General features: G+C 54.9%; 15 protein-coding genes. 6 read left to right on the top strand and 9 right to left on the bottom strand.

The features are described from left to right. Positions 1 to 33: 33 nt before the first annotated feature. Positions 34 to 363, top strand: a complete 330-nt coding sequence (locus tag NR195_RS09130; protein WP_256844434.1) for a DUF485 domain-containing protein — start codon at positions 34 to 36, stop codon at positions 361 to 363. Further along, a complete protein-coding gene (locus NR195_RS09135) occupies positions 360 to 2,015 on the top strand; it encodes a cation acetate symporter (RefSeq protein WP_033769450.1) in 1,656 nt (551 codons plus the stop codon). The genes NR195_RS09130 and NR195_RS09135 overlap by 4 nt, the downstream gene beginning before the upstream one ends. Positions 2,016 to 2,097: 82 nt before the next feature. Here NR195_RS09135 and NR195_RS09140 read toward each other — a convergent pair whose 3' ends face one another. The 3 genes from NR195_RS09140 to NR195_RS09150 form a co-directional block, all read right to left on the bottom strand. Then, complete coding sequence (locus NR195_RS09140) at positions 2,098 to 2,643, bottom strand: YfaZ family outer membrane protein (RefSeq protein WP_010252147.1); 546 nt, start codon at positions 2,641 to 2,643, stop codon at positions 2,098 to 2,100. A 136-nt stretch (positions 2,644 to 2,779) separates the two neighbouring features. Continuing rightward, a complete protein-coding gene (locus NR195_RS09145; RefSeq protein ID WP_010252149.1) occupies positions 2,780 to 3,475 on the bottom strand; it encodes an LrgB family protein in 696 nt (231 codons plus the stop codon). Beyond that, positions 3,468 to 3,893: a CidA/LrgA family protein gene (locus NR195_RS09150; protein ID WP_061901852.1), complete on the bottom strand. Its 426-nt coding sequence runs from the start codon at positions 3,891 to 3,893 to the stop codon at positions 3,468 to 3,470. The genes NR195_RS09145 and NR195_RS09150 overlap by 8 nt, the downstream gene beginning before the upstream one ends. Positions 3,894 to 3,996: 103 nt before the next feature. On the opposite strand from NR195_RS09150, the gene NR195_RS09155 reads away from it, so the two are divergent. After that, positions 3,997 to 4,899: a LysR family transcriptional regulator gene (locus NR195_RS09155; protein WP_010252153.1), complete on the top strand. Its 903-nt coding sequence runs from the start codon at positions 3,997 to 3,999 to the stop codon at positions 4,897 to 4,899. A 44-nt stretch (positions 4,900 to 4,943) separates the two neighbouring features. On the opposite strand, the gene NR195_RS09160 is transcribed toward NR195_RS09155, so the two are convergent. From NR195_RS09160 to soxR, 4 genes are all read right to left on the bottom strand, one after another. Continuing rightward, positions 4,944 to 6,593 (bottom strand): Na+/H+ antiporter, encoded by a 1,650-nt coding sequence (locus NR195_RS09160; protein WP_256844435.1) that lies wholly within the window; start codon positions 6,591 to 6,593, stop codon positions 4,944 to 4,946. A 145-nt stretch (positions 6,594 to 6,738) separates the two neighbouring features. Further along, a complete protein-coding gene (locus NR195_RS09165; protein ID WP_022625223.1) occupies positions 6,739 to 8,088 on the bottom strand; it encodes an NCS2 family permease in 1,350 nt (449 codons plus the stop codon). 358 nt (positions 8,089 to 8,446) lie between these two features. After that, complete coding sequence (locus NR195_RS09170) at positions 8,447 to 9,112, bottom strand: glutathione S-transferase family protein (protein ID WP_010252159.1); 666 nt, start codon at positions 9,110 to 9,112, stop codon at positions 8,447 to 8,449. Positions 9,113 to 9,151: 39 nt separating this feature from the next. Beyond that, the gene (gene soxR, locus NR195_RS09175; RefSeq protein ID WP_256844436.1) at positions 9,152 to 9,637 is read right to left on the bottom strand and encodes a redox-sensitive transcriptional activator SoxR; all 486 of its coding nucleotides are present in this window, start codon (positions 9,635 to 9,637) and stop codon (positions 9,152 to 9,154) included. Between the two features lie 100 nt (positions 9,638 to 9,737). Here soxR and soxS point away from each other — a divergent pair, with 100 nt between their 5' ends. Together soxS and NR195_RS09185 are read left to right on the top strand one after the other, a co-directional pair. Further along, positions 9,738 to 10,163 (top strand): superoxide response transcriptional regulator SoxS, encoded by a 426-nt coding sequence (soxS, locus tag NR195_RS09180; protein WP_010252163.1) that lies wholly within the window; start codon positions 9,738 to 9,740, stop codon positions 10,161 to 10,163. Positions 10,164 to 10,417: 254 nt separating this feature from the next. Continuing rightward, positions 10,418 to 10,699, top strand: a complete 282-nt coding sequence (locus tag NR195_RS09185) for a YjcB family protein (RefSeq protein ID WP_010252166.1) — start codon at positions 10,418 to 10,420, stop codon at positions 10,697 to 10,699. A 54-nt stretch (positions 10,700 to 10,753) separates the two neighbouring features. Here the strand turns inward: NR195_RS09185 and NR195_RS09190 are convergent, their stop codons facing one another. Together NR195_RS09190 and NR195_RS09195 are read right to left on the bottom strand one after the other, a co-directional pair. Next, complete coding sequence (locus NR195_RS09190) at positions 10,754 to 11,704, bottom strand: ATP-grasp fold amidoligase family protein (RefSeq protein WP_010252168.1); 951 nt, start codon at positions 11,702 to 11,704, stop codon at positions 10,754 to 10,756. Between the two features lie 8 nt (positions 11,705 to 11,712). Continuing rightward, complete coding sequence (locus NR195_RS09195; RefSeq protein ID WP_010252170.1) at positions 11,713 to 12,969, bottom strand: oligosaccharide flippase family protein; 1,257 nt, start codon at positions 12,967 to 12,969, stop codon at positions 11,713 to 11,715. Between the two features lie 525 nt (positions 12,970 to 13,494). On the opposite strand from NR195_RS09195, the gene NR195_RS09200 reads away from it, so the two are divergent. Then, positions 13,495 to 13,890, top strand: a complete 396-nt coding sequence (locus tag NR195_RS09200) for a transposase (RefSeq protein WP_003855733.1) — start codon at positions 13,495 to 13,497, stop codon at positions 13,888 to 13,890. Positions 13,891 to 14,317: the final 427 nt, after the last annotated feature.

Consider the following 14,317-nt stretch of genomic DNA (forward strand, 5'->3'; position numbering starts at 1 on the left):
GTTCTCGCCTGCAAGCCCTCTGGAGAAAATGTGATGAATGACGCCCTTTCGAATCAGGATGCCATCAATCAACAGATTGAGCGTAATCCCCTTTTTCATGAATTAATCCGTAAGCGCCAGGCGTTCGCGATGCTGCTGTCGCTGATCATGCTGGTGCTCTATGTCGGCTTTATCCTGCTGATCGCGTTTGCCCCCGGCTGGCTCGGTACGCCGCTGCATGCCGGCACCAACGTCACGCGCGGTATCCCGATTGGGGTCGGGCTGATTGTGATGTCGTTTGTGCTGACCGGCGTCTATGTCTGGCGTGCCAACGGTGAGTTTGACCGTTTAACGAAAGCGATCCTCAGCGAGGTGAAATCATGACTCGTCTCACCTTATGGCTGCTGGCCTTAATGCTGCCGTTTTCAGCGCTGGCTGCCGATGCGATAACCGGTGCCGTGCAGCGCCAGGCGACCAACTACCAGGCGATCATCATGTTTACGATTTTCGTCGGGGCCACGCTGGGAATTACTTACTGGGCCTCAAAGCGCACCCGATCACGTAATGACTACTACACCGCGGGCGGCAATATCACTGGCTTCCAGAATGGCCTGGCGATGGCGGGTGACTTCATGTCGGCCGCCTCGTTCCTGGGCATTTCGGCGCTGGTTTACACCTCCGGTTATGACGGGCTGATCTACTCGCTCGGCTTCCTGGTTGGCTGGCCGATGATTCTGTTTTTAATCGCCGAGCGACTGCGCAACCTGGGTCGCTACACGTTTGCCGATGTCGCCTCATATCGTCTGAAGCAGATGCCGATCCGCACGCTGTCAGCCTGCGGCTCGCTGGTGGTCGTGGCGCTCTACCTGATCGCGCAGATGGTCGGGGCCGGTAAACTGATCCAGCTGCTGTTTGGCCTTAACTACCATGTTGCGGTAGTCCTGGTCGGCATTCTGATGGTGATGTATGTGCTGTTTGGCGGCATGCTGGCCACCACCTGGGTGCAGATCATCAAAGCCGTGCTGCTGCTGTTTGGTGCCACCTTCATGGCGGTCATGGTAATGAAGGCGACCGGTTTCAGTTTTAATACGCTGTTCACCGAAGCGATGGCGGTCCATCCAAAAGGCATCGCGATTATGCAGCCTGGCGGACTGGTTAAAGATCCTATCTCGGCGCTGTCGCTGGGGCTGGGGCTGATGTTTGGTACAGCCGGATTACCGCATATCCTGATGCGCTTCTTCACCGTAGCGGATGCTAAAGAGGCACGTAAAAGCGTCTTCTGGGCCACCGGCTTTATGGGTTACTTCTACTTCCTGACCTTTATTATCGGCTTCGGTGCCATCCTGCTGGTGGGCGCTAATCCGGCCTTTAAAGATGCCAGCGGCGCGCTGATTGGCGGCACCAATATGGCGGCGGTGCATCTGGCGAACGCCGTGGGCGGCAGCACCTTCCTGGGCTTTATCTCTGCGGTTGCCTTCGCCACGATTCTGGCCGTTGTCGCAGGCTTAACCCTGGCAGGTGCGTCGGCGGTGTCTCACGACCTCTACGCCAGCGTGTATCGTAAAGGTCAGGCGAGCGAGAGAGATGAGCTGCGGGTTTCAAAAATTACCGTGCTGGCGCTGGGCGTGGTGGCGATTGCGCTGGGTATTCTGTTTGAGAAACAGAACATCGCCTTTATGGTCGGGCTGGCCTTCTCGATTGCGGCCAGCTGTAACTTCCCGATCATCCTGCTGTCGATGTACTGGTCAAAACTCACAACGCGCGGCGCGATGGTAGGCGGCTGGCTCGGTCTGCTGACCGCCGTCATCCTGATGATCCTCGGCCCGACGGTGTGGGTACAGGTGCTGGGCAACGCGAAGGCGATTTTCCCCTATGAGTATCCGGCGCTGTTCTCCATGGCGGTGGCCTTCGTGGGCATCTGGCTCTTCTCCATTACCGACCATTCGCAGCAGGGCGCAGAAGAACGTTCACGCTTCCGTGCACAGTTTATCCGCTCGCAGACCGGCACCGGCATCGAACAGGGCAAAGCGCACTGATCGTGGCTTTTCGTTCATAACGAGCAGGCAATAAAAAAGGGCGGCTACCGAAGTAGTCGCCCTCTTCTTTTGCGCAGCAGAATCAGAAGCGCAGCGATGCACCCACGTACGGGCCATCGACCAGCACGTTATCTTTGCGTCCATCTTTGTTGTTCAGTTCGATGTACTGATAACCCACACGCAGGTTAAGCAGTGAAACCGGCGTGAAGCTCAGGCCGCCACCGGCTTCCTGATAGCTGTCGAGCTGATCGGTGAAAGACTCTGGCGCGTAATAATATTCGCCATACAGGCCCCACATGCTGTTGAAGCTGTAGTGTGCTGCACCACCCAGCGCCACCGCAAATCCATCTTTTCCATCTTCAGGATGGGTGAAGATCGCTTTTGCGGTCGGCGCCAGACGCAGCGGCCCGAAATCAACGTTGTAACCCAGACCGGCACCGTAGGTGCTGCCGTCATGATCGCTACGCAGCCAGTTACCTTTCAGAAACAGACCGGGTGTTGTGGTGCCCAGACCCACATTCAGGTTGGTGTTGTGTTCGCTGACATCAACACTGCCTTCAATCGCCTGAGCGGCACCGCTCATTAAAACCAGCCCGAGGGCGCTCCCGGCAACAAGTTGCTTAAACATGATTCCACTCCGTGAAAGGACAATTAATTCGGCCGCAAGGTTAACAGCCTGAAATGGGGAGACAACAAAATCTGGAAAACTTTACGTAAAAATACGTGTCTCAGCGCAGACCAGCGTCTGTGCGACGGAGTGTAGCCTATATTGTCCACATCAGGTGCCCAATCAGCGGGGCCAGCACCACGGTCACCACGCCAGAGAGCATCATCACCAGGCTGGCGACCACGCCCTCCTGCTCGCCAATCTGATAGGCGCGTGCCGTGCCGGCACCGTGTGACGCCGCACCGAATCCCGCGCCTTTCGCCACGCCCTGCTTAATGGCGAGCCGCAGAAACAGCACGTCGCCGATTGCCATGCCAAACACGCCTGTAATTACCACGAACAGCGCCACCAGATCGGGCTGCCCGCCAATCGGACCCGCCGCAGCCAGCGCAAACGGCGTGGTGATAGAGCGCACGGCCAGGCTGCGCTGAATCGACTCTGGCAGGGTTAACAGTCGCGCCAGCCAGACGGAACTGCAGACGGCGACCAGCGTCGCGGTCACTACGCCCGCGCTCAGCGACAGCCAGTGGCGCTTAATAATCTCCACGTTCTCATAGACCGGCACCGCAAACGCCAGCGTCGCTGGCCCCAGCAGCCAGAGCAGCCAGTGGTTTTCGGCGATGTAATCCTGCCAGCTGATATGCGTCAACAGCAGCAATGCCACCAGCACCAGCGGCGTCATCACCAGTGGCATCAGCAGCAGCGTCCGCCAGCGGCGGTAAAGCCGTTTATTCAGTGCATAAACCAGCAGCGTAACGGCTACACACAGCAGGCTGAGCAGAAAATCACGCATGCGGATCCTGCTTACGCGCGGCACGCGCGACTTCATACTGATAAAGCCGGTCCACCACCCAGGCAGTCGAGGCCAGCACCAGCAGCGTACTGACGCCGATCACCACACAGATGCGCCAGCCATCAACCCGCAGCAGATCGCCATAGTTCACCACCGCCACCACCGCCGGAATAAAGAACAGCAGCATCTCGGCCAGCAGCCAGCGTGATCCGGCTTTCACCCAGTTCAGCGGCACAATCCGCGTCACGATTAACGCCAGCAGCAGCAGCATCCCGACGATATTGGCGGGCAGCGGCAGATGCAGCCAGCTTACCAGCCGGTCGCAGGCGATAAACAGGACGATATAGAAACCCAGCTGGAGCGGCAGGCTGAGCCATTGCACTGCGCGGTTGCTGCGTAAAGTGAGCGCTAACGCCATCACCTTGTCTCCCCGATTAAATTGATGTCACCAGTATAAATCGTCAACAGAAGGTGAAAAAAATGAATTAAAATTATCGAAATCATGCCTGAAAGGAATAGTTATGGATGTCCGCGCCCTGCGTTACTTTACTGAAGTCGTACGCCAGCAAAGCTTTACCCGTGCGGCGCAGAAGCTGTTTGTGACACAACCGACCATCAGCAAAATGCTGCGCCAGCTGGAGGAGGAGCTGGGCTGCACGCTGATCCTGCGCGATGGTCGTCGTCTGCACCTCACCGACAGCGGCCAGGCGGTCTATCAGCGCGGCCTGGCGATCCTGCAGGAGTTTCATCAGCTGGAAGCGGAGATTGGTGACATCAACCAGCTCAAAACCGGTGAGCTGCGACTGGGTATTCCGCCGATGGTCGGTATGCAGATCGCCGGTTCGATTTCCGCGTTTCGCCGCCGCTATCCCGGTGTGAAGCTGAAAATCTCTGAATTCGGCGGTCTGACCGTCCAGCAGGCGGTGCTGGCGGGCAGTCTGGATATCGCCCTGACCGCGCTACCGGTCGATGCCGAGCTGCCGCTGAACACCCTGCCCCTGATGCATCATCCGCTCTGCGTACTGCTGCCGCGTCGCCCGGAGTGGCTCAGCCGCCAGCAGATTGGACTGGCAGAACTGGCAGAGCATCCACTACTGATTTTTAATGAGGAGTTCTCGCTGAATCGTCAGCTGATGCAGGCATTTCAGCGGCTCAACCTGACGCCAACGGTGGCGGTTCGCAGCGGACAGTGGGATTTTCTGGCGGCGATGGTGCAGGCGGAGATGGGGCTGGCGATTCTGCCGGAGCCGATCTGTCAGCGGCTGGATAAGCAGTCGCTGCTGTGGCTGCCGCTGGAATCGGAGCTGAAGTGGAGTCTGGGATTGATCTGGCGGGAAGGGAGTTATCTGTCGCGCAGTGCGCAGGCGTGGATAGCCTGTTGTCGCGAGCATTGGCCGGATGAGCCGCCGCGCCTGTCGGTGTGAAAGGCTGGCACGCCGCATTAACGCGCAGGCGTGCCAGTCAGGACTTACTCCTCTTTTTCGATCAGCAGCGCTTCCAGCAGATCCAGGTCGTGCAGTAACTTCTGCATCGTCTCATTGGAGATTTGCTGGGTGGCGCGCAGATGATAGACCTCAGCACGTTCGGCACGCAGTCCGGTCAGGCGGAAGCGACGCTCCAGGTTCTCGGCGAACAGCGCGTGTTCAAGGTCATTCTTCCCTTCAGCGCGACGACGTAAGTTGCCAATCACCCGCAGACTCACCTCTTTAAGCAGCTCCGGATCGATGTTCTCTTCCGACTCATTCTCCAGCCGCTCTTCCATCTTGTGCAGGCTCTCAATGGCTGCACCTGCCATTACCGCACGCGCATTCTGCAACTCGCGACGGTGTGCGCCTTTATCAATAGTATCAATGCCGCGCAGCAGAATCGGCAGAATCACTACCCCTACCAACAGCGAGAAGAGAATCACGCCGGTGGCGATAAAGACCAGTTCATAACGCGCCGGGAAAGGCTCGCCGCTGGTCAGGAACAGCGGAATCGACAGGACACCGGCCAGGGTAATCGCGCCGCGCACACCCGCAAAGGAGGCGATCAGCAGTTCACGCAACGAGTAGTTGGAGAACTCCAGCGGCTTCTTCTTCAGCAGGCGTTTGCTGAAGCGCTGCATAATCCACAGCCAGCCAAAACGCACGATCATCAGCGCGGCATAGACCAGCCCGATATCGGCAAACAGCATCCAGAGCTCGACGTTCGGATCGGCCTGCGCCTGATCGACAGAGGTCTGCAGAATATCCGGCAACTGCAGGCCCAGCATCAGGAAGACCATGCCGTTAAAGACGAATTCCAGCATCTGCCAGACGCTGTTGGCACGCAGGCGCATCGCCAGCGGTGCCTGACGAATAATACCGGAACGGGTGATGGTCATACCGGCCGCCACGGCCGCCAGGATGCCTGAGACACCCAGATGTTCAGCAATCAGGTAAGAAGCGAACGGCAGCAGCAGCAGCAGTACGGTCTGGGTAGCCGGATCGTCACCGCTCCAGCGGCTGAGCAGGCGCAGTGACTTACCGTAGAGCCAGCAGATCGCGACACCCGCAATCAGACCACCCACCGCCACTTTCAGGAACTCAACGCTGGCACCACCCCAGGTAAACACCATGGTACCCATGGCGACTGCCACGGCAAATTTCAGCGATACCAGGCCCGAAGCGTCATTCATCAGGGCTTCGCCCTGCACGATCGACATAATCTTCTTGGGAATACGGCCTTCACCGACAATGCCTGAGAGCGCCACGGCATCGGTCGGTGACAGCACCGCCGCCAGCGCAAAGGCAGGGATCAGCGGGATACCTGGTACCAGCCAGTAGATCAGATAGCCGATGCCGATCACGGTAATCAGGACCAGCGCCAGTGCTAAGCCAATTATCTCGCGACCATGATGCAGGAACTCACTGATCGGCGTCTTCCAGCCATCCGCGAACAGCAGCGGCGGAATAAAGAGCACCAGAAACAGCTCCGGGTCAAAGTCGACATGCAGACCAAAAGTTGGCCAGGCCAGCATCGCACCCACGGCGATCTGAACCAGCGGCAACGGGATCTGAAAAGGGAGGATACGAGCCGCAACGCCAGAGAGCGACACGACCAGCGTCATGATGAGAATTGTAAAAAAGATTTCCATGCTTTCCTTAGGCGTCGTTTCTTTCAATCATTGGTTAAGCGCTAAAGTGTAAAACAAACTGCGGTGAAGATTGTCAGCTACGCGTGCGCCGGGCGGGAAAATAGTGGAAAATTCCGGACGTGCAGCCGCACGCCCGGTTGTACAGTCAGATCGCCCAGCCACCGGCGTAAAACGCCACCAGCGCGATAGCAATAATGACGGTGCCGACGTTGAGCTTGCGCCATTCCCCCGCGAAGAGACGCCCCACGACCAGGCTGGCGAAACCGATCATAATGCCCGTGACGATGTTACAGGTGAGCACGATAATCACCGCCGTTAACAGGCCCGACATCGCATCGACAAAATCATTAAAGTCGACTTTCGCCACATTACTGAGCATCAGCAGACCCACATACATTAATGCAGGCGCGGTGGCGTAAGCCGGCACCAGATACGCCAGCGGTGACATAAACAGAATGGCAAGGAACAGCAGGCCGACCACAATCGCGGTAAGACCGGTTTTACCCCCCGCCGCCGTTCCTGCCGCCGATTCGATATAAACCGCAGCCGGTGACGCGCCCACCAGACCCGCGAACAGGCTGCTGACGGAGTCGCTAGTCAGCGCACGGCCACCATTGATAATCTGGCCCTGTTTATCCAGCAGATTTGCCTGACCCGCGACCGCGCGAATGGTGCCGGTCGCGTCAAAGACCGCCGTCATCACCAGTGCCAGCACGCTTGGCAGCACGACCGGCTGCATCGCGCCCATAATGTCGAGGCTGAACAGCAGCGACTCACCGCTGGCATCACGCAGGCTCGGCAGCGCAAACAATCCTTTGTAGCTCACCGCCGGATCGAAAATCAGCCCCAACAGCGAAATGGCGATAATTGTCATGAGAATACCGCCGGGCATCCGGCGCTTCTCCAGTCCAATAATTGCTGCCAGTCCCAGCAGCGTCATCATTACCGGAAAAGTGGTGAAGTGCCCCAGCGCCACCGGCAGGCCCGGTGCCGGGTTTTTCACTACCAGGCCTACACCGTCAGCCGCAATCAGCAGCAAAAACAGGCCAATTCCGACGCCAGTGCCGTGCGCCACGCCCATCGGCAGATTACGCAGGATCCAGGCACGAATGCCGGTCACTGAGATCAGGGTAAACAGCAGGCCCATCAGGAACACCGCGCCCAGCGCAACCGGCACGCTGATGTGCTGGCCCAGCACGAGGCTGAAAGCGGTAAAGGCGGTTAAGGAGATTGCACAGCCAATTGCCATCGGCAGATTGGCCCACAGTCCCATGATGATGGAACCAAAGCTGGCAACCAGGCAGGTGGCGACAAACACGGCAGTGGGGGGAAAACCGGCCTTGCCCAGCATCCCCGGCACCACGATGACGGAGTAGACCATCGCCAGGAAGGTGGTAAGTCCGGCCAGAATTTCCTGGCGCACGCTGCTGCCGCGCGCCGAGATCGAGAACCAGGCGTCCAGTTTTCCACTGGCCGGGCGTGATTCAGTTGACATAGTTGAGCCTCAAAAATTTTTGTTGTGTGGATCGCTCTGCGACCATCGCTGTCCCTGGAATAAGCGGGTAGACGGTGTCACTGTCGGGTTTTATCCGACAGGCAAACGTTTACCTTGCCGCAGATAGTTGGCCGCCAGAAGCGGCCAGATAAAAAGGCATGCGATTATCCGGCGTTTAGCGGCACATTTTCAACTGTCAGAGGGAGATTCTTCAGCATAAAGATCAGGCTTAAGTGGCCAGCAGCCACGTGGCCCAGGCCGACGTCAAACGCTGACGCCCTGAAGTTAACGCGATTTTCAGGGGGATGCGCACCGGCGCAGCAGTGATGAGACACGACCCGCCAGTGGAAGAGGGGAATTAACCTGGCAGCGAAAGCTCGCCGCCCTGATCGATCGCGCGCTGCCAGGCGGCACGCTGTTGCACAGTCTGCAGCCATTTCTGGCTGGCGGGCATCTGCTCCAGTCCGGCACGTCGCGCAAGCGCCAGCAGCGGAAAGCTCATCTGGATATCAGCGATACTGAAGCGCTGACCGGCGAACCAGGGATTTGCAGCCAGATGCTGTTCGATCATCTGCATGTGTGGCTTAAGCTGTTTATCCAGGAACGCCTTCTGCACGCCTTTACCGAATGCCGCCCCGACCGGACGCAGCAGCCACGGCACCGGTGCTTTACCCATTTGACCGAAGATCAGCTTCATCACCAGCAGCGGCATCAGCGAGCCTTCGGCATAGTGCAGCCAGTAGCGGCACTGCAGTCGTGATGCCTCATCACTCACTTTGAGCCGGAACTCGTGATCATATTTCTCTTCAAGGTATTCGAGAATGGCACCTGACTCTGCCACTACCTGGTTCCCGTCGGTAATCACCGGTGATTTTCCCAGTGGATGCACTTTTTTCAGCGCCTCCGGGGCCAGCATGGTCGGTTCGCGTTGATAGCGTTTAATCTGGTACGGCACTTCCAGCTCTTCCAGCAGCCACAGCACCCGATGCGAGCGCGATTTCTCAAGATGGTGAACGGTGATCATCATGATTCCCTGTGTTTTGACCTTCACCAAGTATAGACGTCACTCCACATCCGGATGTTTATCATCCTGTTCCGGGTCAAGCAGCACCGCACCCGAGCCCTGCTGACCCAGCCGGTCGCCGGGATTGCGCAGCGGGCAGTCGCGCATCGACAAACAGCCGCAGCCGATACAGCCATCCAGGTCATTACGCAGGCGGGTCAGGGTTTCAATGCGCTTATCCAGCTCTTCGCGCCAGTGCTGCGTCAGCGCATCCCACTCCGGTGTCGACATGCGCTTGTCAGGCGGAATGTCATCCAGGCTGTCACTGACTGTTGCCAGCGGAATGCCGATACGCTGCGCAATCTTGATAATCGCGACGCGTCGCAGCACGTCACGGCTGTATCGCCGCTGATTGCCGCTGTTGCGGGTGCTGAAAATAAGTCCTTTTGTCTCATAAAAGTGCAGCGCCGAAACCGCCACACCGCTGCGGCGCGCCACTTCACCCGGTGTTAAGACCGGTTTCGGATAGTTGCGTTCTTTTTTCATCAGGCTCTTTACCTCAAGTTAACTTGAGGAATTATACTCGCTCTCCATCAAAACCACTAAACTCCCATTACCGCTTATTAAGCACCAGAAGGATGAGACCATGATGCAAGAAGAGATCATTCATTCCCTGACGCACTGGATTGACCAGAACCTGGATAAGAGCCTGTCGATCGATGAGGTTGCCGCAAAATCGGGCTATTCGAAATGGCATCTGCAGCGTATGTTCCGTTCGGTAACGAAACAGACGCTGGGTGGCTATATTCGCGAGCGCCGTCTGACGCTGGCAGCGGAAGCGCTGTCACAGACACAGCGGCCGGTTTTTGATATCGCGATGCAGTATGGCTATGACTCGCAGCAGACCTTCTCCCGTGTGTTTCGTCGTCAGTTTTCACAGACGCCTACCGCTTACCGCCACACCATGCGCCGCCAGGCGATTCAGCGCCCTCGCCTGCTGAGTTTTGGCTGCAATGACGGTATCAGTAGCTTCACCCAGCGCACGACCGGCGAGTGCTGTCCGGTTCGTTGACCCTTCAGATGCGCCCGCCCGGGCGCATCTGACTGATTTCCCCGCCGTTCTTCTTCTACTGCTCACTATTCCCTCACGCCGCTACCATACCAGAGTCAAATTTTGTTCAAAATTTAAAATCGGGTGATATAATGTGACCCAAGTCACACTTTGAACCTGGGTTGACGGCGAAAAAGCACCCCCTGACACACTTTTCCGCCGCCGGTGATGTCCGCAGATTGTCAGGAATACTTACTGATATTGAGGTCCGGCCGATGGCTACGTTAACCGCCAGTTTACTTGTTATGCGTTGGGAATTGCTGAGCGCAATCATGATGTTTTTTGCCAGCACCCTGAAAACCAAACTTCGTCAGGATAGCCGTCACGTGATGGCATTTATGTGTGGCGGGATTGGTTTAGGCATGACCTGCTGGTTTGTTACCGGTCTGATGGGCATTACCCTGAGCATGGATAACGTGCATAACTTTCTGGAAATCTCAAAGCATGCCTTTATCGATGTGATGAGCCAGGCGCCTGCTGACTGGCCGATGCCCTGATTTTTGCGCATAAAAAACCCCGCTTAGCGGGGTTTTTTATATTGCTGTGTGTGCTTAAATTTTCTTCAACATGGCAGGGATATTAACATCCTGCACTGTAACGCCCGGGCTCTGCGTTCCGCGGCGGTCCTGAATCCACATATCTCCCATCATCTGATTTAAACCACGATCTAATCCGGTGACCAGTCCTGCACCTGGGGTGAAGGTCAGTTCGCCAAAGTAGATCCGCTCGTCATGGATATACCAGTCCACACGCACGTAGTCGAAATCACTGGCCAGCTTCTTGCTCAGTTCGAGCGCATGTTCCAGTGACGGCATAATCGGTGAGACATCCAGACCGGTATCGCGAATCTTGTGATAGGCCTCATTGAGGTTATTCACGTAGAAATTCATCGACAGCAGCGGCTGGCAGCGGTTGTAGATCACCTGCAGCACATATTCGAACTTGCCATCACGCTTGTTGAACATATGAAACTTGTAATCAATGGGCGCGCTTTTGCCATCACCAATGTACTTCTCAACCAGGATACGTGGCTTGATGTAGCGATAGTGAATCTCACGCGCTTCGTTGGCGAAGTCGGTCTTCAGCCAGCGATAGCAGTCATGAATGATCTGCTGCTTGCGCAGTGCGTCTGGCTCCTCCAGCAGAATCTCTACCATGTTGGAGGCGTGGTTCGGCTTGATCACCGTCCCCTTCCAGCAGGGTAAGCTGTTCAGCGTGGTCGGGTCAGTGGTTTCGTGTACCAGCGGGATCAGGTATTCATTACCGATTTTTTCAGCAATGAATTCGCGCACCGAGTACTTATCTGACAGACGACCATAGCTCTGGTAATCGCCGAAGATAAACTTACGGTACAACACCTTCTCGTTGAACACTTTTGGCTGACGCAGATTGGGCAGCTTTCTGAACTTATGGAAGTAGTAGATGCGGTCCTGATAAGCCCAGGGCATCTTCTTAATAAAATACTGCACACTTCTTCTGAGTTCTTCTTTCAACTTGAGCATATCTGACCTCATTTGTATGTTTTGTAGTTGAGTGAGGAAACCTGAATCTTTTGAATGACGCCGTTTTTAAAGAAGTAATTCATTACGGTCAGGGACAAAAGTTCTGAAAGGAAAACGCTCCACGCGGCCCCCATGATGCCGTGACCCTGGATCAACCACCAGGAGAGCGGCAAACTGATGACCATCAGGCAGATGATTTTCCTCAGCAAGTAGTTAAATCCTCCCTCTTTGACCATGTAGCGATACGCTACGGTCCCCATTGCCGAAAAGCTGGTCGCTATCGACAGCAACGTAATGAGACTTCCTGACTGTGTGAATTCCGGGCCGTACAACGCAATGATGATCCGCTCGCCATAAAGCGAAATGATCAGCAGCATCAGCAATGAAACCGCCATAACATAGCCATTGAGCCGCGCAGCCAGCTTAATGGCGACCTCGCCGCGCTCCCTGAAGATTTCAGTGAAGCAGGAGGTAATGAGCGCCACCGGGATAAAAATCCATGAGGCGGAAATGGTATTCGCCGCCGCAAACAGCCCGAGGTCGCGCGCGGGTGCCGTGCCTGCCAGGAACATCTGCGCCGCTTTTACCTGCACAGAGATAAAGATGCTGGAGATCGCCAGTGGCAGACCGGCATACATCAGATAACGCAGATAGGCCGTGCGCTTTTCGCGCGGTGGCATCTGATCCTGATGGTCCTGATAGAAGTTGTGACGCTTAATCAGATAAGGCACCAGAGTCACTGCGACAATCGACAGCGTCAGCCAGAGCGGATTAAGACGCAGCCAGGCGACGGTGAAGCTGATGCCGAAACTCAGCAGCATGCCCACGGCGTTGGCGATGGTGTTAAGACGCGAGGCAAGACGCGCGTTGTTATAAACGCTGAAGGTGTCCTGGGTGACAAAAACCGAGGCAACAAATGAGGCCAGTGCAAACGCCAGGAAATTTTCCTGCATGTTGTACCAGACCCAGATTAAGACTGGCACCGAAGTGACCAGCAACAGCACCATTCTCATCGTACGGGCGATGGTCATCAGGCGCAGGCCTTTTGACGCATTTTTGCTGACGCGTTTAAACAGAATGGTTTCGGTGCCAAAGATTGCAACGGTTTGCACCATCGCAAATAGTGAAGTAGAAAACGCCATCTGGCCAAACACCGTTGGGCCAAAGGATTTCGCCACGTAAGACGTCACAAAAATGACGCCAAAAACGGAGATGATCTTCTCAGACATCATCCAGGCGGCATTAGACATTACGCTCAATTTCATCGACTCTTCCTTAGTATTACTCAACTACAACCGCTTCGGTACAACATCCCTGTAACGAATTAATAAGCGCTCAGTGGGCCTGGCGAAAATGTAAGACTTCAGACCAAGCTGGTCCGAAAATTGAGATGTAAATCATGATCCTGAGTGTTAATTCAGGATAATTCTTATTATAAATGGCGCGAATCACTTCAGATGGAAACGATTTCAGGCTGAAAATAAAACAACCTTTAAGAGCCCTTCCCGCCATATTAATCAAGTCGGTCAGGCTAAATATCCAATGTACGTAGAATTTTTTCGTATTTTGGATGCGATGAATTTATAACAAAAATCCCCCTCCAGGAAGGCACGCCCACCGGATAAGAATAAAATAAGATTTATCCCATGATGATATTTATTCTAAATATCTTAATTTAGGCTTCGCAATTCAATTCGCGCACTTTAATACTGCCTTAATAGAATCTTACAGTGCCAGAAATTATTAAAGTCATTCTCATCCATTAATCGATAAGAAAGGTAAGAGCATTTATGAGAAAGTCACGATACAGCGAAGATCAAATCACAAATGCCATTAAAGCTTCTGAATCGGGCGTGAAAGTCAGAGAGATTTGTGAAGAGTTAGGCATCTCTGAAGCCACGTTCTACAGCTGGAAGAAGAAGTTTTCTGGGTTGTCTTCGGAAGAAGGCAGAAAAATCAAAGAGCTGGAAGAAAAACTGCAGAACATCACGCGTGAACTGCAGACGCTCAACTCGGACAAAGAGATGCTGCAGAGTGTTCTGAAGCACTTCTTTACCACTAATGAAAAACGTCAGGCTGTGGATTTCCTGCAGGCCACCTTTGACATTGGCACCCGTCGCAGCTGCCGCTTATTAGATATCAGTCGCAGCGTATACCATTATCCGTCAGGCACGGAGAACCGCTAAACCCCAATGCTACCGCGCTTTTTAGACTTAACGCTGAGATTTGTTCTTACCAGAAGAGATGAAGATCATTTAACAGGACAATTGCGGCACCCTTTTCCGCTCCATTTATAACTAATGAATGGCTTCACGGCTAAGCTTCTTTTTTTGCGGTAAAATTGATTCACAACAGCAAACGTCTCGCATTCTACGGCTATTCTTCCCTTCCCAATCTCGTTTACGCGGGATTGGGCCCTCCCTTTCTTACGTAAGCCCAGCTAATCGTCGGAACTAAATCGTCTCAATATCATTAAGCCAATTTAAACATCGCGCAAAAAACAATCACCGTATATTTGAGTTAATGCTGGACCTGACTCAAATTTTTGCGGCTGCGTTTAATTCCGGGGAATGGGTTAATGGCATATACTTTCTCCAGGATTAATCCAGGATA

This window comes from Pantoea sp. Ft-CA_14 (assembly GCF_024520875.1).
GTDB classification, from domain to species: Bacteria; Pseudomonadota; Gammaproteobacteria; order Enterobacterales; family Enterobacteriaceae; genus Pantoea; species Pantoea agglomerans.

What these genes read in the sequence shown, in the direction of transcription:
- NR195_RS09130 (WP_256844434.1), top strand. Translation starts at nt 34, where the DNA reads ATGAATGACGCCCTTTCGAATCAGGATGCCATCAATCAACAGATTGAG.
- NR195_RS09135 (WP_033769450.1), top strand. Translation starts at nt 360, where the DNA reads ATGACTCGTCTCACCTTATGGCTGCTGGCCTTAATGCTGCCGTTTTCA.
- NR195_RS09140 (WP_010252147.1), bottom strand. Translation starts at nt 2,643, where the DNA reads ATGTTTAAGCAACTTGTTGCCGGGAGCGCCCTCGGGCTGGTTTTAATG.
- NR195_RS09145 (WP_010252149.1), bottom strand. Translation starts at nt 3,475, where the DNA reads ATGCGTGATTTTCTGCTCAGCCTGCTGTGTGTAGCCGTTACGCTGCTG.
- NR195_RS09150 (WP_061901852.1), bottom strand. Translation starts at nt 3,893, where the DNA reads ATGGCGTTAGCGCTCACTTTACGCAGCAACCGCGCAGTGCAATGGCTC.
- NR195_RS09155 (WP_010252153.1), top strand. Translation starts at nt 3,997, where the DNA reads ATGGATGTCCGCGCCCTGCGTTACTTTACTGAAGTCGTACGCCAGCAA.
- NR195_RS09160 (WP_256844435.1), bottom strand. Translation starts at nt 6,593, where the DNA reads ATGGAAATCTTTTTTACAATTCTCATCATGACGCTGGTCGTGTCGCTC.
- NR195_RS09165 (WP_022625223.1), bottom strand. Translation starts at nt 8,088, where the DNA reads ATGTCAACTGAATCACGCCCGGCCAGTGGAAAACTGGACGCCTGGTTC.
- NR195_RS09170 (WP_010252159.1), bottom strand. Translation starts at nt 9,112, where the DNA reads ATGATCACCGTTCACCATCTTGAGAAATCGCGCTCGCATCGGGTGCTG.
- soxR (WP_256844436.1), bottom strand. Translation starts at nt 9,637, where the DNA reads ATGAAAAAAGAACGCAACTATCCGAAACCGGTCTTAACACCGGGTGAA.
- soxS (WP_010252163.1), top strand. Translation starts at nt 9,738, where the DNA reads ATGATGCAAGAAGAGATCATTCATTCCCTGACGCACTGGATTGACCAG.
- NR195_RS09185 (WP_010252166.1), top strand. Translation starts at nt 10,418, where the DNA reads ATGGCTACGTTAACCGCCAGTTTACTTGTTATGCGTTGGGAATTGCTG.
- NR195_RS09190 (WP_010252168.1), bottom strand. Translation starts at nt 11,704, where the DNA reads ATGCTCAAGTTGAAAGAAGAACTCAGAAGAAGTGTGCAGTATTTTATT.
- NR195_RS09195 (WP_010252170.1), bottom strand. Translation starts at nt 12,969, where the DNA reads ATGAAATTGAGCGTAATGTCTAATGCCGCCTGGATGATGTCTGAGAAG.
- NR195_RS09200 (WP_003855733.1), top strand. Translation starts at nt 13,495, where the DNA reads ATGAGAAAGTCACGATACAGCGAAGATCAAATCACAAATGCCATTAAA.